The 23,090-nt window shown below is 71.2% G+C and carries 19 protein-coding genes; 10 read left to right on the forward strand and 9 right to left on the reverse strand.

The features are described 5' to 3' along the window. Nucleotides 1-79: 79 nt before the first annotated feature. A complete protein-coding gene (locus AC0VYM_RS16625) occupies nt 80-619 on the reverse strand; it encodes a hypothetical protein (RefSeq protein ID WP_475453117.1) in 540 nt (179 codons plus the stop codon). Nucleotides 620-839: 220 nt separating this feature from the next. Continuing rightward, nucleotides 840-2,318 (reverse strand): amino acid permease, encoded by a 1,479-nt coding sequence (locus tag AC0VYM_RS16630; protein WP_475453119.1) that lies wholly within the window; start codon nt 2,316-2,318, stop codon nt 840-842. A gap of 281 nt (nt 2,319-2,599) precedes the next feature. Here AC0VYM_RS16630 and AC0VYM_RS16635 point away from each other — a divergent pair, with 281 nt between their 5' ends. The 3 genes from AC0VYM_RS16635 (at nt 2,600) to AC0VYM_RS16645 (ending at nt 5,406) form a co-directional block, all read left to right on the forward strand. Further along, nucleotides 2,600-3,853, forward strand: coding sequence for a sensor histidine kinase (locus AC0VYM_RS16635; RefSeq protein WP_475453121.1), 1,254 nt, complete (start codon nt 2,600-2,602; stop codon nt 3,851-3,853). Further along, on the forward strand, nt 3,850-4,533 hold the full coding sequence (locus AC0VYM_RS16640) for a response regulator (protein ID WP_475453123.1): 684 nt from the start codon (nt 3,850-3,852) through the stop codon (nt 4,531-4,533). Before AC0VYM_RS16635 ends, AC0VYM_RS16640 begins: the two co-directional genes overlap by 4 nt. Nucleotides 4,534-4,611: 78 nt before the next feature. Next, complete coding sequence (locus tag AC0VYM_RS16645) at nt 4,612-5,406, forward strand: class I SAM-dependent methyltransferase (RefSeq protein ID WP_475453125.1); 795 nt, start codon at nt 4,612-4,614, stop codon at nt 5,404-5,406. A gap of 69 nt (nt 5,407-5,475) precedes the next feature. Here the strand turns inward: AC0VYM_RS16645 and AC0VYM_RS16650 are convergent, their stop codons facing one another. The 3 genes from AC0VYM_RS16650 to AC0VYM_RS16660 all read right to left on the reverse strand — a co-directional run bounded on the left by AC0VYM_RS16650 (nt 5,476) and on the right by AC0VYM_RS16660 (nt 8,136). Continuing rightward, nucleotides 5,476-6,267 carry an alpha/beta fold hydrolase gene (locus AC0VYM_RS16650; protein ID WP_475453127.1) on the reverse strand — a complete coding sequence of 264 codons (792 nt, stop codon included), beginning with the start codon at nt 6,265-6,267 and terminating at the stop codon, nt 5,476-5,478. An 8-nt stretch (nt 6,268-6,275) separates the two neighbouring features. Further along, nucleotides 6,276-7,076 carry an exodeoxyribonuclease III gene (locus AC0VYM_RS16655; protein ID WP_475453129.1) on the reverse strand — a complete coding sequence of 267 codons (801 nt, stop codon included), beginning with the start codon at nt 7,074-7,076 and terminating at the stop codon, nt 6,276-6,278. A 61-nt stretch (nt 7,077-7,137) separates the two neighbouring features. Continuing rightward, nucleotides 7,138-8,136: a tyrosine-type recombinase/integrase gene (locus AC0VYM_RS16660; RefSeq protein ID WP_475453131.1), complete on the reverse strand. Its 999-nt coding sequence runs from the start codon at nt 8,134-8,136 to the stop codon at nt 7,138-7,140. A gap of 105 nt (nt 8,137-8,241) precedes the next feature. Here AC0VYM_RS16660 and AC0VYM_RS16665 point away from each other — a divergent pair, with 105 nt between their 5' ends. After that, nucleotides 8,242-9,060 carry a sugar nucleotide-binding protein gene (locus AC0VYM_RS16665; RefSeq protein WP_475453133.1) on the forward strand — a complete coding sequence of 273 codons (819 nt, stop codon included), beginning with the start codon at nt 8,242-8,244 and terminating at the stop codon, nt 9,058-9,060. Between the two features lie 1,868 nt (nt 9,061-10,928). Here the strand turns inward: AC0VYM_RS16665 and AC0VYM_RS16670 are convergent. After that, entirely contained in the window at nt 10,929-11,978 is a 1,050-nt protein-coding gene (locus tag AC0VYM_RS16670) for a hypothetical protein (protein ID WP_475453135.1), read from the reverse strand. A gap of 170 nt (nt 11,979-12,148) precedes the next feature. On the opposite strand from AC0VYM_RS16670, the gene AC0VYM_RS16675 reads away from it, so the two are divergent. Next, the gene (locus AC0VYM_RS16675) at nt 12,149-12,682 is read left to right on the forward strand and encodes a hypothetical protein (RefSeq protein ID WP_475453137.1); all 534 of its coding nucleotides are present in this window, start codon (nt 12,149-12,151) and stop codon (nt 12,680-12,682) included. A 396-nt stretch (nt 12,683-13,078) separates the two neighbouring features. Here the strand turns inward: AC0VYM_RS16675 and AC0VYM_RS16680 are convergent, their stop codons facing one another. Beyond that, nucleotides 13,079-14,089 (reverse strand): acyltransferase domain-containing protein, encoded by a 1,011-nt coding sequence (locus tag AC0VYM_RS16680; RefSeq protein ID WP_475453139.1) that lies wholly within the window; start codon nt 14,087-14,089, stop codon nt 13,079-13,081. Nucleotides 14,090-14,281: 192 nt separating this feature from the next. On the opposite strand from AC0VYM_RS16680, the gene AC0VYM_RS16685 reads away from it, so the two are divergent. After that, nucleotides 14,282-15,898: an AMP-binding protein gene (locus AC0VYM_RS16685; protein WP_475453141.1), complete on the forward strand. Its 1,617-nt coding sequence runs from the start codon at nt 14,282-14,284 to the stop codon at nt 15,896-15,898. Between the two features lie 158 nt (nt 15,899-16,056). Here the strand turns inward: AC0VYM_RS16685 and AC0VYM_RS16690 are convergent, their stop codons facing one another. Further along, on the reverse strand, nt 16,057-16,365 hold the full coding sequence (locus tag AC0VYM_RS16690; protein ID WP_475453143.1) for a 4a-hydroxytetrahydrobiopterin dehydratase: 309 nt from the start codon (nt 16,363-16,365) through the stop codon (nt 16,057-16,059). Nucleotides 16,366-16,999: 634 nt separating this feature from the next. Here AC0VYM_RS16690 and AC0VYM_RS16695 point away from each other — a divergent pair. The 4 genes from AC0VYM_RS16695 to AC0VYM_RS16710 are packed head-to-tail and all read left to right on the forward strand — an operon-like array spanning nt 17,000 to nt 20,805. Then, nucleotides 17,000-19,399, forward strand: coding sequence for a sensor histidine kinase (locus AC0VYM_RS16695; RefSeq protein WP_475453145.1), 2,400 nt, complete (start codon nt 17,000-17,002; stop codon nt 19,397-19,399). Then, complete coding sequence (locus AC0VYM_RS16700; protein ID WP_475453147.1) at nt 19,399-19,851, forward strand: roadblock/LC7 domain-containing protein; 453 nt, start codon at nt 19,399-19,401, stop codon at nt 19,849-19,851. Before AC0VYM_RS16695 ends, AC0VYM_RS16700 begins: the two co-directional genes overlap by 1 nt. Next, nucleotides 19,848-20,216, forward strand: coding sequence for a DUF742 domain-containing protein (locus AC0VYM_RS16705; protein WP_475453149.1), 369 nt, complete (start codon nt 19,848-19,850; stop codon nt 20,214-20,216). Before AC0VYM_RS16700 ends, AC0VYM_RS16705 begins: the two co-directional genes overlap by 4 nt. Before the next feature lie 7 nt (nt 20,217-20,223). Continuing rightward, entirely contained in the window at nt 20,224-20,805 is a 582-nt protein-coding gene (locus tag AC0VYM_RS16710; protein WP_475463067.1) for a GTP-binding protein, read from the forward strand. A gap of 149 nt (nt 20,806-20,954) precedes the next feature. On the opposite strand, the gene AC0VYM_RS16715 is transcribed toward AC0VYM_RS16710, so the two are convergent. Further along, complete coding sequence (locus AC0VYM_RS16715) at nt 20,955-22,946, reverse strand: BTAD domain-containing putative transcriptional regulator (RefSeq protein WP_475453151.1); 1,992 nt, start codon at nt 22,944-22,946, stop codon at nt 20,955-20,957. Between the last annotated feature and the right edge of the window lie 144 nt (nt 22,947-23,090).

The following is a 23,090-nucleotide window of genomic DNA, read 5'->3' on the forward strand; positions in this document are numbered from 1 at the left end:
CGTACCCGCACACCGACGCCGTGGGGCCCGGGAGAGCACGCTCTCCCGGGCCCCACCGTGTTCGGGGCGGCCTCAGCCCTCAGGCGTCCTCCAGACGGTGCCGGGGCTGGTGGTGGGCCGGGACCGGCTCGGAGCGGGTGGCGCTGGAGCGCGGCCGGTCGTCGTCGTCCTCGTCGTAGAGGCCGTCGAAGTACTCCTCCTTGGTGGGGCCGTCCTCGTCGTCGCGGACCCAGCGGGCGCCCACGAACACCGGAGCGGCCAACACCAACGTCAGGGGCACGAACGCGCCCAGGGGCAGCAGAGTCAGGGCGCCCTCCACACCGGGCAGGACCGGCAGCCGCTCCAGCAGGTGCATGCGCAGCAGGGCGGCGGCGGTCGCGCCGCCCAGGACCAGGGCTGCGGAGAAGGGCAGCATCGGGGTCAGGCGCGGCGGGACCGCGACCAGGGCCACCAGCAGGCCCACGCCCACCAGTCCGGCCAGCGCCACGGGACCGGTGCCCTGCAGCGCGTCGGCCTGGACCGCGTTCAGGCCCCGCAGGTGAGCGAACGCCCATCCAGTCACCAGGAGTAGGACCGGGCCCAGGATCAGGCCCGACAGGAAGCCGACGAAATGTCGCACGGGGGTGCTCCTCTCAGGGGTTGCGCAGCACCATAGCGACAAAAACGAAGTTCAGCACCATAACCACCAAGAGCGGCAACCCGGACACGCAGTGGTCACCGTCCCGTTCCCCGCCCCCCGACCCCACGCCACCGCACCCCTCCCACACCCCCGAACGCGCCGCGGCGCCGCCCCCACACGGGGAACGACGCCACGACGACCAGGCACGGAACCGGTCCGCTCACTGCCCGGGGGAGCGGTCCTCACCCTCGGGCCCGGAGTCCCCGCCACCGGCTCCCTCCCGGTCCTCGGACCCGCCAGCGGCGGCCGCCGCCGCGCCGGTTCCGGCCACCCGGTCCAACTCCTCGGGCGTGGCCCGCCCGTCCACGCCCAGCACCCGACGGCTGGGCGGGGCGGCACCGAACACGCGGCGCGCCTCGTAGGCCAGCACCGCCACCACCACGGCCGCCACCGTCGCCCACAGCGCCTGACGGTGCTCGGGCAGGGTCGCCATGGCCACGAAGATCGCCACCAACCCCAGCAACGTCACCCACGTCAGGTAGGGGAAACCCCACATCCGCAACGTGATCCGCTCGGGCGCGTTACGCCGCACCCGCGCCCCCACCACCAGCTGGGAGGCACAGATGGTCAGGAACAGCACCAGCAGGATCGCGCCGATGGAGGCCACCAGGAACGCGAACACCCGCCCCGGGAACAGGTAGTCCGCGACCACGGCCGCGTACCCCACCACGGTGCCCAACAGGATCGCCCGCACCGGCACCCCACGGCGGCTCGTGCCCCGGAGCACCCGGGGCGCGTCCCCCTGACGGGTCAGCATGAACAGCATCCGCGAGGAGGTGTACATGGCGGCGTTGAGCACGCTCAGCACCGCGATCAGCACCACGATCTCCATGATCAGCGCCGCACCGGGGATGCCCACCGTCTCCATGACCACCACGAAGGGACTGCGGTCCAGATCCGTGGAGTTCCACGGCACGACCATCACCACCACCAGGATGGAGGCCACGTAGAACAGGCCGATACGCCACAGCACGTTGGTGATGGCCGAGGCCACACCCCGCTCCGGCTCGGCGCTCTCACCGGCGGCGATCGTGATGATCTCCACGCCACCGAAGGCGAACAGCACCACCACCGTGGCACCGAGCACCGCCACCCAGCCGTTGGGCGCGAACCCGCCCAGGTCCCACAGGTGGGAGACGGTCGCCCCCTGCGCACCACTCCACAACCCCAGCGCGTACAACCCGCCCACCAGCAGGAACACCACGATCGTGGCGACCTTGACCAGGGAGAACAGGGACTCGGTCTCGGCGAAGACCCGCACCGAGATCAGGTTGGCCACCGTCATGGTGAGCAGCACGATCAGGGCCAGCGCCCAGGGCGGCACGCCCTCGACCCACTGGCTCAGGATCGCGGCCCCCGCCACCGACTCCGCGGCCACCAGGACCGCGTACATCCACCAGTACAGCCAGCCGATCGCGAACCCCGCACGGGGACCGAAGGCCAACCGGGCGTAGTCGGAGAACGACCCCCCGGCCGGCACCGACACGACCATCTCGCCCAGCGCCCGCAGGGTCAGGAACACCAGCGCCCCGGCCAGCGCGTAGGACACCACCGCCGCCGGACCCGCGGTCTGGATCACCGCGCCGGAACCGATGAAGAGCCCCGCACCCACCGATCCGCCGATCGCGATCAGTGTCATGTGTCGGCGGCGCAGCGAATGCGCCAGTCCCGACCCGTCGTCTGTTTGTGTCGCCTCCGGGGGCGACGTCTCACTGCCTGTCACGGCCCCACCCTAGGACGCAAGGTTCATCACATTTCTCACTGACCCCACCAAACAACCCATGAACCGACAAATGTGAGGCAGACCACCCACACATCCCCGATCCCACACCCGCGCCACCCACCACCCCCATCACATCCTCCCCACACTCCCACCACAGAGGGAAGCGCACACCCACCCCGACGTGCCACCATCCACCCATGCGCCACCTCACCACCACCCTGACCCGGGCACTCCACCCCCTGGTCAGCGCCCGCACCCACCAACGCTGGGCCTACCTCGTCATCGGCGGCGCACTCCTGATGCCCTACCTCATGGCCTCCCTGGTCCTGAGCACCCTCATCACCCGCACCAACGCACCCACCCCCACCACCCTCGCCCTCACCCTCCTCATCGGCACCACCCTCATCACCGCCACCGCCCTCGTACCCGCCACACGCACCGGTCAACTCCACCTCGCCCGCGCCCTGCTCACCCCACTGCCCAACACCCCCACCACCAGCCGCTGGCGCACCGCCCTCTGGCTCCACCTGCACCTCGTCGTCGGCATGGCCGCCAGCCTGGCCACCATGACCCTGCTCACCGAAGCCGCCCTCCTGGCCGCCGCACCCCTGAACCCCACACCCCACCCCATCTCCCAGAGCCCCCTCACCCTCCACAGCGACGGCCCCCTCACCCACCCCGCCTGGGGACCCCTCCTCGCCCTGGCCTGGGTCCTCGCCCTGATCTACACCCTCGCCCTCACCGGCCACCTCCTCGCCAAAGCCGCACCCCACCTCCTCGGACCCACCCCCACCGACCGCCTCCACGCCGCCCACGCCCACGCCCACCGCCTCGCCGAACGCAACCGCCTGGCCCGCGAACTCCACGACTCCCTCGGCCACGCCCTGTCCGTGGTCACCCTCCAGGCCGCCACCGCCGCCCGCCTCATCGACACCAACCCCGGCTTCGCCCGCCAGGCCCTCACCCACATCGCGGACACCGCCCGCACCGCCACCGCCGACCTCGACCACGCCCTGGGGCTGCTGCGCGAGGACACCGCCACCCCCCGCACACCCCCGCCCGACCTGGGCGACCTCACCCACCTCACCCAGGCCACCCACCACACCGGCACCGACCTGACCTGCCACATCAACGGCGACACCACCCGCGTCCCCGCCCTGCTCTCCCGCGAGACCTACCGCATCGCCCAGGAAGCCCTCACCAACGCCCTACGCCACGCGCCCCGCCAACCCCTCACCCTCACCCTGGACACCACCCCCGGCGACCTCACCCTCACCATCACCAACCCCCTGCCGCCCACCACCCCGCGCCTGCCCCGACGCCGCAACTCCGGCCACGGCATCCAGGGCATGCGCGAACGCGCCCACCTCATCGGCGGCACCCTCACCGCCGCCCCCACCACCACCCACTTCCACCTCGCCCTGCACCTGAACTGGAACCAACACCCGTGATCACCGTCAACCTCGTCGACGACGAACCCCTCATCCGCGCCGGCCTGGCCGCCCTCATCAACGCCGAACCCGACATGGAGGTCACCGGAGAGGCCGCCGACGGCGCCGACGTCCCCGACCTCGTCCGCCGCACCCGCCCCGACCTCATCCTCATGGACGTGCGCATGCCCGGCCTCGACGGCATCCAGGCCACCCGCACCCTCCAACGCACCCCCCACCCGCCCCGCGTCATCGTCGTCACCACCTTCGACAACGACGACCACGTGTGGGGAGCCCTACGTGCCGGAGCCCACGGCTTCCTCCTCAAACGCACCCCGCCCGAGGAGATCCTCGCCGCCGTCCGCCTGGCCCACCGGGGCGACACCCTGCTCTTCCCCACCGCCCTGCGCGCCCTGGCCGCCACCCAACCCGCCCACCCCACACCCGCCGCCCGAGCCGTCGCCACCCTCACCCAACGCGAGGCCCAGACCCTCACCCTCATCGCCCAAGGACTCACCAACGCGGAGATCGCCACCCGCCTCCACCTGGGAATCCAGACCGTGAAGACCCACGTATCCCACACCCTGACCAAACTCGGCGTCCGCGACCGCACCCAGGCCGTCATCGCCGCCTACGACTCCGGCCTCATCCGCCCCGGCGGCCCGCCGCCCAAACCCACGACACACCCACGAAACCACTAACACACAGCAACAACACTGTTACTTTCGGCAATCAAAGGTGGTCCGACACAACACACACCACACCGGGGGAGCACACCCATGTCCACCGCGCCAACCATCGACCTCGACCTCATCACCACCCTCTACACCACCCACCGCGACGACCTCGCCCGCGTACGCGACCAACAACGCCAGCACTACGCCAACGCCGAACCCGCCATGACCCCCCAACTCGACGACCTCGAAGCCGAGATCACCTACCTCCTCCTCCGCCACCACCGCCCCGCCAACGTCGTCGAGATCGGCACCTACTACGGCTGGTCCACCTCCTGGATCCTCTCCGCCCTCCGCGACAACGGCACCGGCCACCTCCACTCCTTCGACATCGTCGACCACGCCACCGCCCACGTCCCACCCTCACTCGCCGACGACCGCTGGACCTTCACCAAAGGCGACGTCCGCGCCAAGATCACCCACATCCCCTCCAGCACCGACTACCTCTTCATCGACGCCGCCCACAACGGATGGTTCGCCCGCTGGTACATCCACCACCTCCTGCCCACCCTGCCCGCCCACATCCCCGTCAGCGTCCACGACGTCTTCCACCAGCGCTACGCACTGCCCTTCACCGAAGGCGCCGTCGTCCTCAAATGGCTCGCCAACAACACCACCGACTACTTCACCGCCTCCGCCGCCCGCGCACCCCACCACCACCAGGCCATCAACGACCTCAAAACCGAACTCGGCCTCGACACCCCCGTCCGCGACTCACCCCACAACCCCATGATCTTCTTCCGCCTGCCCGAACGCCCCCGCCCCGGCCAGGCCATCCCCAGCCCACCCCGCCCCCGCACCCACAACGACGACCCCACCCATGACCCCACCCACAGCTGAACCCCACCCCACCCACCACAAAGGGGGCGGCGGGCCACCACGGCCCACCGCCCCCTTCACACACGACCCTCAGGTCCCGTCCGCCTCCAACTCCGACGGCGGCGCGTCCACCACACCCTCACGCGCACCCGAGTCCACCCCGGCCCGCGCCTCCCGCACCGACACCACATCAGCGGCGTCCGACACCATCCGCGAGAAGATCACCGGCTGATCCAGACTCACCATGTGCCCCGCACGCGGAACATTCACCAAACGCCCCTCCGCGCACGCGTCGAAGAACGCCTTCTCATGAATCCGGAAATGGTCCCGGGCCCCGTTCACCAACCACACCGGACCCTGATACGCCGACAACGCCGACAACGCGTCGATCTTCGCCAACTCGTCGATCACCGCCGTGGCCGACTCCACCGCCAGACCACCGTCCACCACCGCGTCAGCCGCACCATCACGCAACGTCAACCGATGGAACCGCTCGTTCACCGCCGCACCCTTGTCCGGCAACCGCTCCATCAACACCGCCGGAATCCGGTACACCTGCGCCAACGACTGATCCGGCTGCGCCGTACAACTGGCCGCCACCAACCCCGCGATCCGCCCCGGCGCCGCCCCCGCGGCAGCGATCGACACCATCCCGCCCATACTCAGCCCCACCAACAGGGCCCGACCACCCACCGAGTCGATGGCCTCCAACAACGTGTCCACCGCACGCCCCACCGAGAAGTCCTCACCCCGACGGGACCCGTGAGCCGGAAGATCAGGAGCCACCACCGTGCGCCCCTGCGCCTGCAGGAACTCCACCTGAGGCCGCCACATACTCGACGACGAACGCAAACCGTGCGCCAACACGATCGGAACACCCATCACCGCACCTACTTCCCGGCCCCGTAGGACACCGTCACCGGAGCATGGTCCGACCACCGCTCCTCACGGCTGGGATAACGCTCCACCCGCCCCGACAGTGCCCGAGCCGCCAACCCCGGCGTCGCCACCTGGTAGTCGATCCGCCACCCCGTGTCGTTGTCGAAGGCACGACCACGATAGGACCACCACGAGTACGGCCCCTCCTGGTCCGGATACAGGGCACGCACCACGTCCACGTACCCCGCCTCCCCGAACACCCGCGACATCCACGCGCGCTCCTCCGGCAGGAACCCCGAGTTCTTCCGGTTCCCCCGCCAGTTCTTCAGATCCGCCTCGGTGTGCGCGATGTTCCAGTCACCGCACACCACCAACCCGCGCCCCTGCTCCTCCACACGCGCACGCCGCTCCACCAGGTAGGGCAGGAACGCCTCCATGAAACGCTCCTTCTCCGCCTGACGCGGCGTGTCCACCTCACCCGAAGGCAGATACAGACTCGCCACACTCACCGCACCGAAGTCCGCCTCCACATAACGACCCGACTCCGCGAACTCCTCCACCCCGAACCCGACCCGCACCTCATCCGGCTCCACACGCGAGTACAGCGCCACCCCCGCACGCCCCTTGGCCTGCGCCGGGCACAACACCACATGCCACCCCCGCGGAGCCACCACCCCCTCCGGAAGCTGATCGGCCTCCGCCCGGGTCTCCTGCAAACACACCACGTCCGCCTCCGTGGCGGACAACCACGACCCGAACCCCGGATCCTTCTTCGCGGCCGCCCGCAACCCGTTGACGTTGACGCTGGACACAACAAAACTCGACTGGTTCACGCCCCACAGCGTAGCCACCCCCACCCCCCACACCAGCCCCTCAACCCGCGTCACCCACCTCCTCCCGCGCCAACCGCCGCAACACCCCATACGTCCGGTTCGACCCCGCCGCCTCACGCTGCGCCCGCGCCGTCACCTCGATGTAGGCCTGCGACGACGTCACCGACGAATGCCCCAACAGATGCATGATCTCGGTGACCGACGCACCGTCCTCCGCCAACCGCGTCGCGAACGTGTGCCGCAACGCGTGCACCAACGTCCCCCGCGCCACCCGGTCGTTCACCCCCGCGTGCCGATAACACTGCTTCACCAGGTACTGCAACCCACCCCGACGCAACCCCTCACCCCGGTTGTCCACCAACAACGGATCAGCCCCCCGCACCGGAGCGTCGAACCGCACCCGACGCGACTCCAGGTAGGCCTCCAACAACGCCTCCAACGGCACCTCGATGGGCAGCACACGCTCACCACCGCCCTTGCCCACCACCCGGATCCGCCGCTCACCCGGCCGACCACCCAACGACTCCACCCGCAACGACAACATCTCCGCCGACCGCATCCCCGTCAGCAACGCCAACGCCAACACCGCCAGATCCCGCTCCGGCCACGGATCACGCGCACGCCGCGCCCCCCGCGCCAACGCCTCCAACAACCGCTCCGGAGTGTCCTCACCCATCAACGGCTTGGGCCCCGAAGGCCTCACCCGAGGCCGGGGGACCGCCGACATCGGATTCCCCGCCACCACCCGCTCCGACACCCAGAACGCGAAGAACCCGTTCCACGTCGACCACGCCCGCAACACACTGGAGGCCGCCCGCTCCTCAGCGAAGTCCGCGAACGCCTCCCGCAACACCCCCGCCTCCAACTCGGCCAACCCCACCCCGCCCGGATCACGCCCCAACGCCCGCCCCACACACCCCAGCACCCCCACCAGGTCACGCCGGTAGGCCGCCACCGTGTGCGGCGAGGGCTTGGCGGCCCGCCGCGCCACCAGATACCGCTCGATCGCCCGCTCCACCGACACCGCATCACCACTCATGCCCCCAGCATTCCCGATCCCGGCCCCCACCGCGCCCCCAGACCCACCCCGGCCGCCGAAGCCCACCACCCCGCGGGGGAGGGGACGCCGCAGTAACGTACGCCCATGACCCTCCTCATCGTCGGCGCCACCGGCCACCTGGGCTCCCGACTCCTCACCCAGGCCACCCGCACCGGCCACACCGTCACCGCCACCCACCACCGGCGCCCACCGACCAACCACCACCCCCACGTCCACTGGACACCCCTGGACCTGCGCTCCCACCACCAGGTCCACACCCTCGTCACCACCCTCGAACCCACCGCCATCATCAACACCGCCTCCCGACAACAGGACTGGCCCACCACGGCCCAGGGCCCCGCCCACCTCGCCCGAGCCGCCGCCACCACCGGCGCCCACCTCGTCCACGTCTCCAGCGACGCCGTCTTCTCCGGCCGCGCCCCCAGCTACGACGAAACCGCCCACCCCGACCCCCTCACCCCCTACGGAGCCGCCAAGGCCGCGGCCGAAACCGCCGTCACCGCCCTGAACCCCACCGCCGCCATCGCCCGCACCTCCCTGATCCTCGGAGACGACTCACCCCACGAACACCGCGTCCGCGACCTGGCCACCGGCGCCGCCACGGGCGCCCTGTTCACCGACGACCTCCGCTGCCCCGTCCACGTCCACGACCTCGCCGCCGCCCTACTGGAGCTCGCCGCCCCCACCCACACCGGCATCCACCACCTGGCCGGCCCCCACGCCCTGAGCCGCCACGAACTGGGGGTCCTCATCGCACGCCACCGGGGCCTGCCCACCGCCCTGCCGCGCGCACGCCGCACCGAGGTCGGACCACCCGGACCGCTCGAACTCCGCCTGGACTCCACCCGCACCCAACGGCGCATCACCACCACCCTGCGCGGCGCCCGCGACTTCCTCACCTGACCGGCTGCGCACCACCCTCCAGGACCAGCTCCTGTGCCTGTGCCGACCCCGGCGATCGTCCACGAGGACCGGTGCCCGCCCAACGTCCCGGCCACCGACGACGGGCGCCCCCGCCGTCCTGGACTGGAGCCTCCGCACCACCGTGGGAGATCGTCTGTGGGACACCGTCGGCCGGGCCGGTGGGCGGGGGAGAGCGGGGAGGATCGGTGGCGGGACGTCGTCGTACCGGGCCGCGTACGGGGTGGCAGCGGCCAACGCCCACGCGAAGGTGGGGAGGGTGTCCACTTCTGCTGATGTATACGTACGTCCAAACGATCTGACGTGCGCACCGCACGAGGGTGAGAGCGTCGACGTCGGGGGAGTGGCACCCCGTTGTCCCTAGCTGACCTGCGAAGATTCCAGCCTTCGGAATGCCCCTGGCACTGGAGGGCGGAGGTCCGGACGCAAAACAGGGGAGTGGTGGCGGATGTGTACGGGTGTTCAAGGGTCGACTGACGCACCCCACCAGGGGAACAGGTGTTCGATGGAGAGTCCGCCTCGAGGGCGATGCCCACCGGAGGGAGCGGGGTGCAGAAACCGACACGGAGCACACCGCAAGTCATCTCGGTCATGTGTCGCCAAACAACCGCAAAAGGATGCATAACACCGTTTATGCATGAAACATGGAGAGGTCGCCACCCAGAAGGGGCCCTGAAGCCAGACCATACCCACCTGCAAAAACCGCAGGTCAGAGACGCACACCCCTGAGGCAGCGGACGGACCCGTGAGCACCCCCGGCCATGCAGACGACCCCTTGGACGGACACGTGCAGGGGATCGCGCTCGGACCGGCACATGAGGGGCTGCCAGGAGCCAGGACAACAGATCCGATCGGATTCGCAGACACACCCACGGCAACAGGACCGTTGACCTGGGGATTCACGGCGACAGCCCAGGCAAGCTCGAACTCGCCGGAGACGCGCCGAGGACGCCGCCTGACGCACCCACGTGCCGACCTGCCGGACGGCCGCCCATGAGGGCGAACACGCACATCAGGACCCTGAAGCGGTCCGAGACGTTCGCTCCACGCACCGAAGAGCGACGTTGTCCACAGGCGACAACCCCAGGAGTTGCCAGAGCGGGCCCGTGAGGAGCACGCTCGAATTCGGGGGCTTCAGGCTCCGCCAGCGGACGCTCACAGCGCCCCCGAATCGACGCTAACCCGAGAACGCCCACGCCCGCCAGTGCACACGAGCCTCCTGTGGACAACACGTCCCGCCGCAGCGACGCCGCACAGCCCAGCACCCGCCAACGGATGCCTTCGCGATCTCCGCACCCAGGCACCCGAAGGCTCCCGGCCGCCCGGGCCACCCTCAGCGCCGGTTCCCGGCGGCCAGCCAGGTCCCGGAGGCGCCTTCCAGGACCCTCAGAACCCGCTCAGGGCGCGAGAACCCCTTCCCCACAGGCATTCCCTTGCCGCCGATAATGCACATTATGTCAAGTAGAGTGCTCGGAGGGCTCCCCGCAACCACCAACACCCCCCGTCCCACCCAAGAAACGGGCAGATCCGCCCAGGCGCCCCACACCCCGCCCGAGGCCCCGACCAAGCCCCCCGCCCATCACACCGCCACGGGTCACCAACGCCCGCTTCCCACCCCACCACCAACATCACGCACCGTCACCCCGGGCACACGACGACCCCATCCACACCGCACCCCGACCACGCACAGCCACCCCCACGCCCCATCACACACCACCTCACGAAGCGCCCGCGCCCGCGCCCAGCCGACCATCACCAGGCCCCCGGCCCTCAGCCCTCGGCACGGCCGAACCCGGACTCCCCCACACCAACACACCGGCCGCGCCCATCCACGAGGCACCCCACACCGCTCACAGCACATCCCTCACCAACACCTGCGCATCCTCGCCCTCCACCGCCCGCACCTGCTCGGCCAACCCCACCATGTCCAGGTCGGGCATCTCCATCCTCGGAGTCCCGTCCTTCTCGGTGGGCACATTCGCCACCAGGTACGCCACGAGCCCTTCCTCGACCTCCACCCACGCGCTCATCCGCGGCACCGGGCGGTCGGATCCGTCGTACACCGTCACCGACCCGTGCCGCTCACACGAGTCCCCCTCTCCGTCCGCGCAGCCCATCCGCGCCGGAACTCCCGACTCCCCCGCGTCCTCCACGAGGGTTTGCACCTTCAACTGAAACCCCTTCTCACCCACCACCCCGCGCGCGGGTACGTAGGCGATCTCCACCGGAACCTCGTCGTCGTCCCGTACGTAGACCGACACCGGCTTCCACCCCGGAGCCTCCAACACCGCGACCGGATGCCCCAGCGCGGCCACCTCACCAGAGAGCTCCTGGTTCTGACGTACGTCCTCGACACGCTTCTGACCCCAGGACACCCCCAACACGACGGAACACAACGCCATCACCACACCCACAGCGAGCACCGACCGTGCACGCCCAGGCCGCAACGACCACACCACCGCCGCGCCCGCCAACGCCGACACCAGGCTTCCCAACACCACCCCCACCAGGGAGAACCGCTCCGCCACCACCCACTCCAACCGCAGGTACCCCACCCACAGCACTCCCACCACAGCCACGCACACCACCAGTGGAAGCTCCCACGGCCGCACCGACCCCCGGCGCCACATCCACGCCCCGAACCCGTACACCGATCCCATCGACAACACCAGACCCACCAGGAACAGAAACGCGGTCAGCCCGTCGTCGCTGTCACCGAACGCACCCAGCAGTACCGTGAACGGCACCACCAGCGACAGCAGCGGGGCCAACCACAGCACCCACCCCAAACCCACCAACTCCGGCGCGCCCTCACCGGGCACCGCCTCCTCACCCACCGCACCGGGGCCGACGGGGTCCGGGTCCGGCACGTTGCCCTGGTCTCCGGGATCGGTACTCAACAGCGGTTCTCCTCACGACTGGGGGACGTCCCTGGGTCCGATGCCCCACCCGGGCCCAAGGTTCACGGACGACTCCCCCGCCCGCGTCCGCACGCCTACACTCGAAGACGCACCCCAGAACCCGCGTGCCCCACCCGCCCCCGGGGCACCACCACGAGCTTTGGCAGGTCATGGACGACAGCCACCACCCCCACCCCTCACCCGGTCACCGGTACCTCGCCACGCTCTCGCTGCGCCGCACCCTCACGGCCGCGCGTTCCCTCACGCACGACACCGCCGACACACCCCGGGGCCTGCCACTGCGCCTGCTCGTACTGGGCATCGCCATCGCCCTGGCCGCCACGACCACCACCCTGTGGCCCCTGGTCCCCTGGCTGCCCTGGTGGGCCCTGGCCCTCACCGCGCCCCTGGCCGCCGCCCCGGCCTTCCTCGCCGGCACCATCGCCATGACACCCTTCCTGGTCTCCACCACCCGAGCCGCCCAGGGAACCCCGACCGGCCACGACTGGGCTCCCCCCACCGCCCTGACCTTCCTGGCCTGCGTCATCCCACTCCTGTCGCCCCTGCCACCGTGGAGCAACACCCTCACCCTGTGGGCCCTGCTCACCACCGCCGCCCTCGTGAGCACCTACCGGGCCCTGCCCGCCCTGGGCCGCGACATCGACCTCGAGCGGGCCCGCTCCGACTGGGACACCCCGGACTGAAACCCGAGGGGGCAGCCGACCCCCCGTACCCGACCCGGTCGTCCCTCCGGAACAGTCCGCGTCGCGGTGAGGACCAGACCCTGTCGACCACCCGCTGGGCCTGCTCCGCGTCACCGCGCGCCCCCATCGGCCACTCCCGCATCTCGGCGCCCTCAGAGGTCCTCGTCAGCGGAGAGCCAGCGAAGCCCGTGGGCACCGCCACCCGCAGCCGCAGCACCATCCCGCACACCCGCGGACGAACCACCCCGCCCGCCCGACAGGACAGGGGACACCGGCGGCCTCCCCACGAACGGTGCTGACGTCCCCCCACCCCAGACACCGCCCAGGACGGATCCACACCTCCACCAACACGAAAAGGGGCCCACCCCCACAGGGCAGGCCCCCACACTCACGCGATCACGGCAGCCGCAACCACCCCGTGCACACCCTCAACCCCGCACCCGACTCCAACCGCTCCAACGCCGCACGCTCCAACCGGGTCCGACGCGGCGCCCGCTCCACCTCCACCCGAGGCATCCCGAACACGAACCGGAACACGTCACCCTCCCCCGGCGAACCCTCGTCGACCAACGTGAACCTGCGCTGGAACCGCACGATGTTGGACTCCTCCCCCAACACCCGCCCCCACCACGGGTCCAACAACCACGACGTACACGTGGCCACCAACGGATCCAACCCCAACTGCTCCCGCGCGAACGGCCCCGCCAGCGCCAACGCCTCGCTCACCGCGTCCGGGTCCAACCCACCCGAGGGGATGTGCAGCCGCAGCACAGGGTCACCCGGCGCCAACCCCGCGCCCAGCGCGGCGGCCTCCTCCTCGGAGTACCAACGCACCGGCCCCTGGTCCCCCAACAGCGCCGGCTCCAGCTGGAGACCCCCCACCCAGAACAACCGCCCACGGAACTGCGCCGCCACCCACGCCGCCGTCTCCAGACTCAACCGGCCGAACAACCACCGCGACCGCCGCACCTGAACACCCACGTCAGCCAGGGACGCCACCGTCACCGACCGGTCGATCCCCCGCGAGGCGTGCCGCCGCAACTGCTCCGGAACCATCGCCGCGAACGCCCACAACGACGCCACCCGCACCCGCGCGTCCTCGGCACCCACCAACGTCGGCCAGGGCCGCCACACCCCCACCGGCAGGTCCGCGTCCGCCCACAACCGCCGGTACATGCACCCGACCAGATACCACAGCTCCTCGGGCCACCCCTCGCCCGGCCACGACGCCTCCAGCTCCGCACGGTCGTCGTCGGCCAGGACGAACATGTCCAACACCTCGGCGGCCTCAACCCCCGAGGGAACCCTCAACCCCACCTCCGGCTCCGGCAACGCCTCGCAGGCCTCCAACCACTCCCGCACACCAGCGTCGAGCCCGAACCGTTCCACCACACGCGCACTGTCCATGCGCACATCCTGTCGCCCCCACCCGCCCCAAGGGAAGAAGCACACCAACCCCAAACACCCCAAAACCACCGAACCGACCCCGGTTCACCCACCCCCGATGAGACCAGACCCACAACACGCCACCGCGTGCGCATAGTGTTGTAGTAACCCACCAAGCAACACCACACCCACCGAAAACGAGGAACACCACCGATGTCCGACCCAGCGCAACTCCTGCGCGACTGGATCGCCACCTACGACACCCCCACCACGTCGGTGGCCCACCTCCTCTGCGACCGCCACGACCCCCACACCATCGCCACCACCGAAATCGGCCCCACCCTCGAACCCACCACCCTCACCTACGGCCAACTCCGCGAACGCTCCAAAACCCTCGCCACCGGACTCGCCCACCACGGCATCCAACCCGGCGACCGCATCGCCACCCTCATCCCCAGGGGCATCGACCTCACCATCACCGCCCTCGCCGCCTGGCGCCTCGGCGCGGTCCTCGTCCCCCTCCTCTCCTCCTTCGCCCCCTCAGCCATCACCCAACGCCTCACCGACTCCCGCACCCGCCTCGTCATCTGCGCCGACGAATACCGCACCAAACTCGACCCCACCCCCCACACACCCACCCACCCCACCTGGACCATCGCCACCACCGGACCCCAACCACTCCGCGACGGCGACCACACCCTCACCACCCTCAGCCAACACCCCCCACACACCACCCCCCACACCACCACCGGCGACGGCGACATCGCCACCGTCTACGTCTCCAACCTCATCGGCCCGCCCCGAGGCGTCCGCGTCCCCGCCCGCGCCCTGTCCGCCATGCACGCCTACCACCACTTCGGCCTCGGCGTACACGACGACGACGTCTACTGGAACACCGCCGACCCCGGCTCCGCCTACGGCCTCTACCACGGCCTCATCTCCCCCCTCCTCGCCGGACACAACTCCCTCGCCCTTCGCGCCGGATTCTTCGACCCCGAACTCACCCTCGACGTCCTCGGCCTCCACCAGGTCACCAACTTCGCCTCCGACCCCACCACCTACCGCACCCTCCGCGCCGCCACCAAGACCCTCCCGCCCGAGATCGTCGTCCAACGCCTCGCCAGCGCCGGAGAACCCCTCTCCCCCGACGTCATCGACTGGGCCACCGACCTCTTCGGCGTCCCCGTCCGCGACCACTACGGCCAGACCGAACTCGGCTGGTGCGCCGGACTCCCCAACGGCGACCTCCCCGACCCCGCCACCACCGCACCCCCCGGAGCCATCGGCCCCGCCCTCCCCGGCTGGGACATCCGGGTCCTCGAAGCCATCACCGACGAACCCGCCCCCCTGGGCGCCTACGGCCGCATCGCCATCGACCGCGCCCACAGCCCCCTCGACTGGTTCGACGGCTACCTCGGCTACGAGAACACCGCCGACATCCGCTTCTCCCCCGAACGCACCTACCACCTCACCGGCGACACCGGCATCATGGACCGCCAGGGCAACCTGCACTTCTCCACCCGCGACAACGGCGCCATCATCACCCGCAGCTACCGCATCGGCCCCACCGAGGTCGAAGCCGTCCTCAACACCCACCCCGCCGTCGACGAAAGCGGCGTCTACGCCATCCCGGACGACCTCGCCGGACACCTCGTCGGCGCCCGCGTCGTCCTCGCCCCAGGACACACCGGCACACCCGAGCTCGCCGAGGAACTCCGCGAATGGGTCCGCGCCCGCTTCGCCCCCCACGCCGCACCCCACACCGTGGACTTCATCGACGAGCTCCCCCGCACGGCCTCCGGCAAGATGCGCAGAGCCCGCCTACGCTGAACGCCCGGCGCCCCCGCCCGGACCCCCAGGGACCGCACGGCCGGGGGCTCCCCGACGGCGCACCGCAGGAGACCGTGGGCCAGGACACCGGCCGCACGGTCACACGCGTCCCCGCGACCGCGGTCAACCAGGGTGAGCCCGACAGCGCGAGGCGCGCCTCACTCCGCCACCCGCGCCGTACCCTCCACCAACTCGTCCACCCGGGCCGCCAAAGCCATGTCCTTCTCCGTCACACCGCCCTCGTCGTGCGTACTCAACGCCAACCGCACCGTGTCGTAACGGACGTCGATGTCCGGATGGTGCCCCGCCTGCTCGGCCGCCTGCGCCACCTCGTTCACCAACGCCACCGCCTCCAGGAAACCCACCAACCGCACCGAACGACGGATCACCGCCCCCTCGGAGTCCCACTCCCAACCCGCCAACCGCTCCAACCCGTCACGGATCTCTTCCTCACTCAGAACAGCCATCGCTCCCCCAACTCACTCACCACGAACTCCGTCCCCGCCCCCTTACCCACACCGCCCCCACCCACAACACGAGAAGGCCCCGCCCAGAACGGGCGCAGGGGGCAGTTCCGGGCCGGGTGACCGGGCCTGGCGAGCCGTGGGGCTCAATCCGGGTTCACCGTTGGCGGTTCGAGCGCCGAGCACGGTTCACGGACAGCCCGTTCCCCTCCGTGAGTGATCCCTGACCGACGGTGCCGGTTTCGGTGCCAATCGGTGAGTGGCCGGAACCGGCCGCTCCCCCGCGCGTCACCAACGGGGGACGCCCCCTACGCCGAGCGGCCTCCCGCAGGACGCGCCGGACACGGCGAACCCTGGGTTGTTCGGTGCGGCGTGAGCCGCTCCTTTGGGGTGTTGGTGTTGCTTTTCCCTGAAAGGGCGCGACACCTTTACGACGTAGATTTATAGAGATCGTGACGACACGCCTCTGGTAGCCCCGCGAGATGACCTGCGTCCTTACCGTCACATCCGCATCCGGCCACCCCGCAAACCTTGCAAATCCCCCCTCAGAGCGGTTAGCTCTGGGAAACCCCACCCCCTCTCCCCCCACCGGCTGACCCCCGCAGCCACGCGCGCCCCTCCCCCCGGAAGCGAGCCCATGCCCATCGAGAAGCGCTCCTCGCTTCGCGCCCGCATGGTCAGCCTGGTGCTCATCCCCAGCACCGCCCTGCTGGCCCTGTGGGCGGTCCTCAGCACCGTCCTGGCCACCGACATCCGGGACCTGAACGCCACCACGGCCTTCATAGACGAGGTCGGCCAGCCCGTCGTGGACGTGGTCACCCACCTCCAGTGGGAGCGGCGCGCCACCATGGCCACCACCCACCGGCCCACGCGCGGCGCCCTGGACCAGCTCAACGCCGCCCGGGACGCCACCGACCGGAGCGCCCGCGAGCTCGACCGGGCCCTGAGCCGGTACGGCCGCGGTGACCTGCCCCGCGAGGTCCTCGCCCTCCAAGGCCAGCTCAACCTCCTGGAACGCCACCGCACCGAGGTGGTCGACGACCTGGAACCCGAGGTGGACGCCCTGGAGGTGGCCGCCCAGCCCTACCACCGCATGATCGAGTCGGGACTGGAGATCTGGGACGCCCAGGTCGACCGGACCGACGTCGCCCTCTCCCCCCACCTGCGCTCCCTCACGTCCCTGCTGCGCTCACGCGAGTACCTCAGCCAGCAGGACGCCGTCCTGACCCACTCCGTCGCCACCGGCTCCTTCACTGCCCAGGCCCACACCCGGTTCGCGTCCGCCGCGGGCGCCCAGCGCCACACCTGGACCCAGGTGGAGCCCGCCACCGGCAGCCAGCGCAGCCAGGACTACACCGAGCTCAACGGCTCCTCCCAGAAGCGTTCCGTGTACAGCCTCCAGGACATCGTCATCGGCAACCCCGGCGGACCCGACGCCCGCGTACCGGTCGACCCCCGCAGCTGGAGCGACGCCACCGGAGACCTGGAGGAGCGCCTGCGCGCGGTCGAGCGCGCACGGATGGCGCAGATCGTCGAGACGGGCCACGCCCACTCCCGTGACCTGCTCCTGAGCGTGCTGCTCATGAGTGTCCTCGCCCTGGCGGTGGCCCTGGCCTCGGTCGTGGTGGCGGTGACCGGTTCGCAGCGCCTGGGGCGCAGGCTCCAGGACCTGCGCACGCACACCCTGCACCACGCCCGGTTCCGGCTGCCACAGGTGACCGCGCGGCTGCGCGCGGGCGAGAGCGTGGACGTGGACGCGGAGGCGCCCCGTCTGAAGGGTGGGCGCCGTGACGAGCTCGGGCAGGTGGCCGAGGCGTTCGACGACGCGCAACGGGCCGCTGTGGTGGCGGCGGTGGAGGAGGCGCAGGTCCGGGCGGGGGTGCGCAACGTGTTCCGGAACATCACGCGGCGGACGCAGTCGTTGGTGCACCGTCAGCTGTCGCTGTTGGACCGGTTGGAGCGGACCGAGACCGACCCCAAGGTGTTGGAGTCCCTGTTCCGGATCGACCACTTCAGCACGCAGATGCGCCGCAACGCCGAGAACCTGATGCTGCTCAGCGGTGACCGGCCCTCCCGTCCTGGGGGCGGGTCGGTGGGGTTGCACGAGGCGGTGCGGGCCGCGGCCGGTGAGATCGAGGACTACGCCCGGGTTCGGGTGCTGGCGCTGCCCCGGGTGTCGTTGCCCGGTGAGGCGGGGTCGGATCTGGTGCGGTTGGTCGCGGAGCTGTTGGAGAACGCGGCGTCGTTCTCGCCCCCGGGGACGGAGGTGTCCGTGAGCGGTCGGACGCTGGAGGGCGGCGACTGTCTGGTCGAGGTCGAGGACGAGGGGTTGGGCATGACCGTCGGCCAGCTGGAGTCCGCCAACGCGTTGCTGGCCGAGCCGCCCCGGTTCGATCTGGCGCGGATGCGGGAGGACTCCCAGCTGGGGTTGTTCGTGGTGGCGACCATCGCGTCGCGGCACGGGTTCGTGGTCGAGCTGCGGGCCTCGCCGTACCAGGGCACGCGGGCGCAGGTTCGTCTCCCGGAGCGGGTGCTGGTGGCGCGCGAGGGCCCGACGGGGCCCCTGCGCCGCGCGGATCTGGTGGGTCCGAGGAGCGGTGGGGACGCCGTGGCGGACGGGGAACCTCCCTCCCCGGGGCCGGTCTCCGTGGTGCCGAACGTCGGCGCTCCGGCGCTGGACCGGCGGGTGCGCCCCGGGAACGACGGCGGCCTCGGCGGTGAGGACGGGCGGGAGGGAGCGGGTGGGCCGGTCCCCTCCCCCACTGCGGGTGGGACCTACATGGGGTTGCCCGTGCGTCAGCGCCGACGGGCGGCCCCTCCCCCGGCCCCGGGTGTGGCCGAGGTCGGGAGCGGCGACGAGGCCGGTTCCGGGGCTCCCGAGGTCACCGGGGGGCAGCGGTCGCTGTCGGAGATCAGGTCGATGATGAGCTCCTTCCAGGCCGGTACGGAACGCGGTCGCGCGGAGTCCTCCGGTGCTGGGTTGGCGGAGGGTGCGCCCGAGCAGGGGACGCACCACGGTGAGAGTGCGGAAGGGTGATGTCGGTGTCGGCTGGGACCACGGCTGAGGGTCGGAACGGCGTGGACGGGGCGTCCGCGGGGCAGAGGCTGGACTGGTTGATGGGCGACCTGGTGGAGCGGGTGGCGGGGGCGCGGCAGGCGCTGCTGTTGTCGGCGGACGGGTTGCCGTTGTCGTGTTCGGCGGGTGTGGGGCGTGAGGAGGGTGAGCGGCTGGCGGCGATCGCGTCGGGGTTCGCGAGCCTGGCGCGGGGCGCGCGTGCGCAGGTGGGCGCGGCCGAGGTGCGCCAGTGCGTGGTGGAGATGGACAACGTGTTCTTCTTCGTGCTGCCCGCCGGGCAGGGGGCTCAGCTGGCGTTGGTGGCCGACGCCTCGTGCGACATGGGGCAGGCGGCCTTCGAGGTGAACCGTCTGGTGCGGCAGGTGGGGCCGTACCTGTCGGCGTTGCCCCGGAGGCGGGGAGGTGAGGGATGAGTCCGGGGCTTGCGGAGGAGGGGTGGTCGGTCGAGTCGAGTCTGATTCGCCCGTACTCGTTGACGGGGGGTCGCACGCGTCCCTCGCGGTCGGACTTCTCGATGACTTCGCAGGTGGTGGCGGTTCCGTCGGTGGAGCGGCGGGAGGTGGACCCGGAGTTGGAGCTGATCCTGTCGCTGTGTGCGCGGCCGGTGTCGGTGGCGGAGGTGGCTTCGCGTTCGGGGTTCGCGTTGGGGGTGTTGCGGGTTCTGTTGGCGGATCTGTTGGATCAGGGTCTGGTGGTGGTGCACACCTCGGACTGGGAGAGGCAGCGGCCGGACGCGCGGACGTTGCGTTCCGTGCTGGAACGCATCCGGGAGTTGTGAGGTGTTGATGGAGGGCTCGGTGGCCCAGGGTGGTCCCGTTCCGGACACGTTGAAGATCGTGGTCGCGGGTGGTTTCGGGGCGGGCAAGACGACGCTGGTCTCGGCGTTGAGTGAGGTGGAGTCGTTGCACACCGAGGAGGTGATGACCTCCGAGAGCGTGGGTGTGGACGATCTGGACGGTGTGGAGGGCAAGACCACGACGACGGTGGCGTTGGACTTCGGTCGGATCACGTTGGACGGGTCGACGGTGGTGTACCTGTTCGGGACGCCGGGTCAGCGGCGGTTCTCGTTCATGTGGGAGGAGTTGGCGCAGGGGGCGTTGGGTGCGGTGGTGCTGACGGACACGCGCCGGTTGGCCGACTCCTTCGACGCGATCGACTTCTTCGAGTCGCGTGGGGTGCCGTTCGTGGTGGCGGTGAACTGTTTCGACGGTCAGCGCACGCACCGCGCGGAGGACGTGCGGGTGGCGTTGGACGTGGCCGACGGTGTTCCGGTGCTGCTGTGTGACGCCCGTGACCGGGAGTCGGTCAAGGAGGTCGTGGTGGAGCTGGTGTCGTTGGTGTTGCGTCTGGAGTTGTCGGGGGCCTAGCCGGGTGGCGGGGGCTTCGGCCCCCGCCACCCGGGTGGTGCTCCCGCGCGGTGTCCTTCGACTTGGATCTTCAAGTCAAAGGTTGAGGGTTTTGGTGTTCAGCCCCCGGGGATGGAGCCAAGAAGTCCCAAATGCACCGAATATCCGCATCAGGTGTTCAGGGCGCGCCGGAGGTCGTCCAGGTGCTCCGCGACCGGGCCCAGGGTGAGCATGCCGGTCTGGGCCCCCGCCCCCTCCGCGACGGCCGGGGTGAGCGCCCTCAGGGCCCGCCGCATGGCGGGCCGGTCCCCCAGTGCCACCGCGGCCCGGGCCACCAGCGCCCACCTGGCCTCCAGCAGGAGGTCGCGCGGCGACTCCGGCAGGCGCGCGAGCGCGGCGGCGGCCTCGTCGTACCGGTGACGGGCGAGCAGCACGTGAGGGCGCACCCAGGGTGCGTGGGGTCCGTAGTCGACACCCGCGTCCGTGGGGGCGGGCAGACCGTGCCGCAGACGCAGACACAACCGAGCCAGCGGTTCCCACCCGTGTTCGAGGCCCGGCATGCCCGAACCCCGCAGCGCGGACGCGGCGTCACGCAGGGCGCCGGACGCGCTCTCGAAGGGGACATCGGGGTCGGCGGCGGCGCGCAACGCCCGGTACCAGCGCACGAAGACCCCGGTCAGCGGGCGTTCGTGCCGCTCCCCCAGCTCCCACGCGGTGTGGGCGTGGTGGTCCGCCCCCGTCCAGTCGGACAGCGCGGCGAGGGACTGCACCCGGATCAGGTGGCCCAGGATCCGGAAGGTGACCAGGTCGTGCCGGGTGGCCAGGGTGACGAGCTCGGCGCCCAGGGCGTCGCGCTCGGGTGCCAGTCCGGTCCGGTGGAAGGTCTGCATGTAGCGGGCGTTCAGGGCGAAGGCCAACAGGGTGGGCTCGCCCAGGTCCCGGGCGAGCCGCTCGGCCTCGGCGGCCGCCTCGGGCCCGCGGGAACCACGGGTGCCGCGTGACTCCAGCGCGACGGTGGCCGACAGTCGGGCGCGGGCGCCGTCGTGTCCGGTGTCGGGCAGCGCCGCCAGGGTGCGTTCGGCGGCGGCGACCACCCGGGCGGACTGTTCGGGGTCGTCCACCCGCGTCCAGTTGGCGGGGACGTCGTAGGCGCCGATCACCCTCGCGGTCAGGAGGGGGTCTCCGAGCTCCTCAGCGGCGGTGACGGCGGCCAGGCGCTGCGCTCGGGCGCTCTGGAGTCCTTCGGGGCCGGTGACGGCGAGGTCCCGCAGCAGGTTGACGGTGGATTCGAGCCGGCCCCGCACGCCGGGAGTGACGCGCTGGTAGGCGTCGGCCGCCCGGTTCCACAGCTGGTCGCCGGGGGCGGAGCCCGCGTCGGGGCGCGGCTCTCCGGGGGGATCGGGTTCGAGGACGGCGTCCTGGCGCAGGATGTCCTGTTCCAGACGGCGCAGGGCGGGGCCGGGGTCCACGCCCAGAGTCTCCACCAGCAGGGTGCGGGCCCGGCGGAGCACGGCGAGGGCGTCCCCCTGGCGTCCGGTGCGGTACAGGGCCAGGGCGAGCAGACGCCAGGCGTCCTCCCGCCAGGGGTGTTCGGCCACGTGGGCGTCCAGGTCGGGGACGGCCTGGGCCGCCCGGCCGAGGTCGAGCCGGACCCGGGCGAGGTGTTCGAGGGCGCCCAGCCGCAGTTCGGCCAGGCGGGCGCGTTCGGTGCGGGCCCAGGGGGCTTCGGGGAAGTCGGCGTAGGCGGGCCCGCGCCAGGGCTCCAGGGCCTGCTGGAGGAGTGTCAGGGCCGGTTCGGGCGGGAGGGTGGCGGCGCGGCGGAGGCGGTCCTCGAACAGCCAGGCGTCGACGGTGTCCGGGGCGGCGTCCAAGGCGTAGCCGGGACCCCGGGTGGTCAGCAGGGCGGCGGGGGCGCGTGGTGGGCGGTCGGGTTCCAGGGAGCGGCGGAGCGCGGCGACGAAGGTGCGCACGGCGCTGGTGGCACCGGCGGGCGGGGCGCCCTCCCACAGGTCGTCGACGAGGAGTTCGACGGGTACGACGCGTCGTCGGGCGACGATCAGCCGGGCCAGGACCGCGCGATGACGTGGTCCGCGCAGGGCGAGCTCGTCTCCGGCCCCGTCCCAGGCGGTGACGGGGCCGAGTACCCCGAAGCTGACCCGCACCGGTGTGCCTCCCCCGTCGGTCGTGTGGTCCGAGGTCAACGTACCGCCTGGTCACCGATGCGGCGGCCCCGTGCCGTGCGGAGCCCGGGGCGTTCACTCATCCGTTGCTCATCGGTGGGCGACAGGCTGGGTGGGTTCCCGAAA

The organism is Nocardiopsis sp. iso_237 (assembly GCF_056173345.1).

What these genes read in the sequence shown, in the direction of transcription:
- AC0VYM_RS16650 (WP_475453127.1), bottom strand. Translation starts at nt 6,267, where the DNA reads ATGGGTGTTCCGATCGTGTTGGCGCACGGTTTGCGTTCGTCGTCGAGT.
- AC0VYM_RS16660 (WP_475453131.1), bottom strand. Translation starts at nt 8,136, where the DNA reads ATGAGTGGTGATGCGGTGTCGGTGGAGCGGGCGATCGAGCGGTATCTG.
- AC0VYM_RS16665 (WP_475453133.1), top strand. Translation starts at nt 8,242, where the DNA reads ATGACCCTCCTCATCGTCGGCGCCACCGGCCACCTGGGCTCCCGACTC.
- AC0VYM_RS16710 (WP_475463067.1), top strand. Translation starts at nt 20,224, where the DNA reads ATGGAGGGCTCGGTGGCCCAGGGTGGTCCCGTTCCGGACACGTTGAAG.
- AC0VYM_RS16685 (WP_475453141.1), top strand. Translation starts at nt 14,282, where the DNA reads ATGTCCGACCCAGCGCAACTCCTGCGCGACTGGATCGCCACCTACGAC.
- AC0VYM_RS16645 (WP_475453125.1), top strand. Translation starts at nt 4,612, where the DNA reads ATGTCCACCGCGCCAACCATCGACCTCGACCTCATCACCACCCTCTAC.
- AC0VYM_RS16690 (WP_475453143.1), bottom strand. Translation starts at nt 16,365, where the DNA reads ATGGCTGTTCTGAGTGAGGAAGAGATCCGTGACGGGTTGGAGCGGTTG.
- AC0VYM_RS16630 (WP_475453119.1), bottom strand. Translation starts at nt 2,318, where the DNA reads ATGACACTGATCGCGATCGGCGGATCGGTGGGTGCGGGGCTCTTCATC.
- AC0VYM_RS16680 (WP_475453139.1), bottom strand. Translation starts at nt 14,089, where the DNA reads ATGGACAGTGCGCGTGTGGTGGAACGGTTCGGGCTCGACGCTGGTGTG.
- AC0VYM_RS16675 (WP_475453137.1), top strand. Translation starts at nt 12,149, where the DNA reads ATGGACGACAGCCACCACCCCCACCCCTCACCCGGTCACCGGTACCTC.
- AC0VYM_RS16700 (WP_475453147.1), top strand. Translation starts at nt 19,399, where the DNA reads ATGTCGGTGTCGGCTGGGACCACGGCTGAGGGTCGGAACGGCGTGGAC.
- AC0VYM_RS16705 (WP_475453149.1), top strand. Translation starts at nt 19,848, where the DNA reads ATGAGTCCGGGGCTTGCGGAGGAGGGGTGGTCGGTCGAGTCGAGTCTG.
- AC0VYM_RS16695 (WP_475453145.1), top strand. Translation starts at nt 17,000, where the DNA reads ATGCCCATCGAGAAGCGCTCCTCGCTTCGCGCCCGCATGGTCAGCCTG.
- AC0VYM_RS16635 (WP_475453121.1), top strand. Translation starts at nt 2,600, where the DNA reads ATGCGCCACCTCACCACCACCCTGACCCGGGCACTCCACCCCCTGGTC.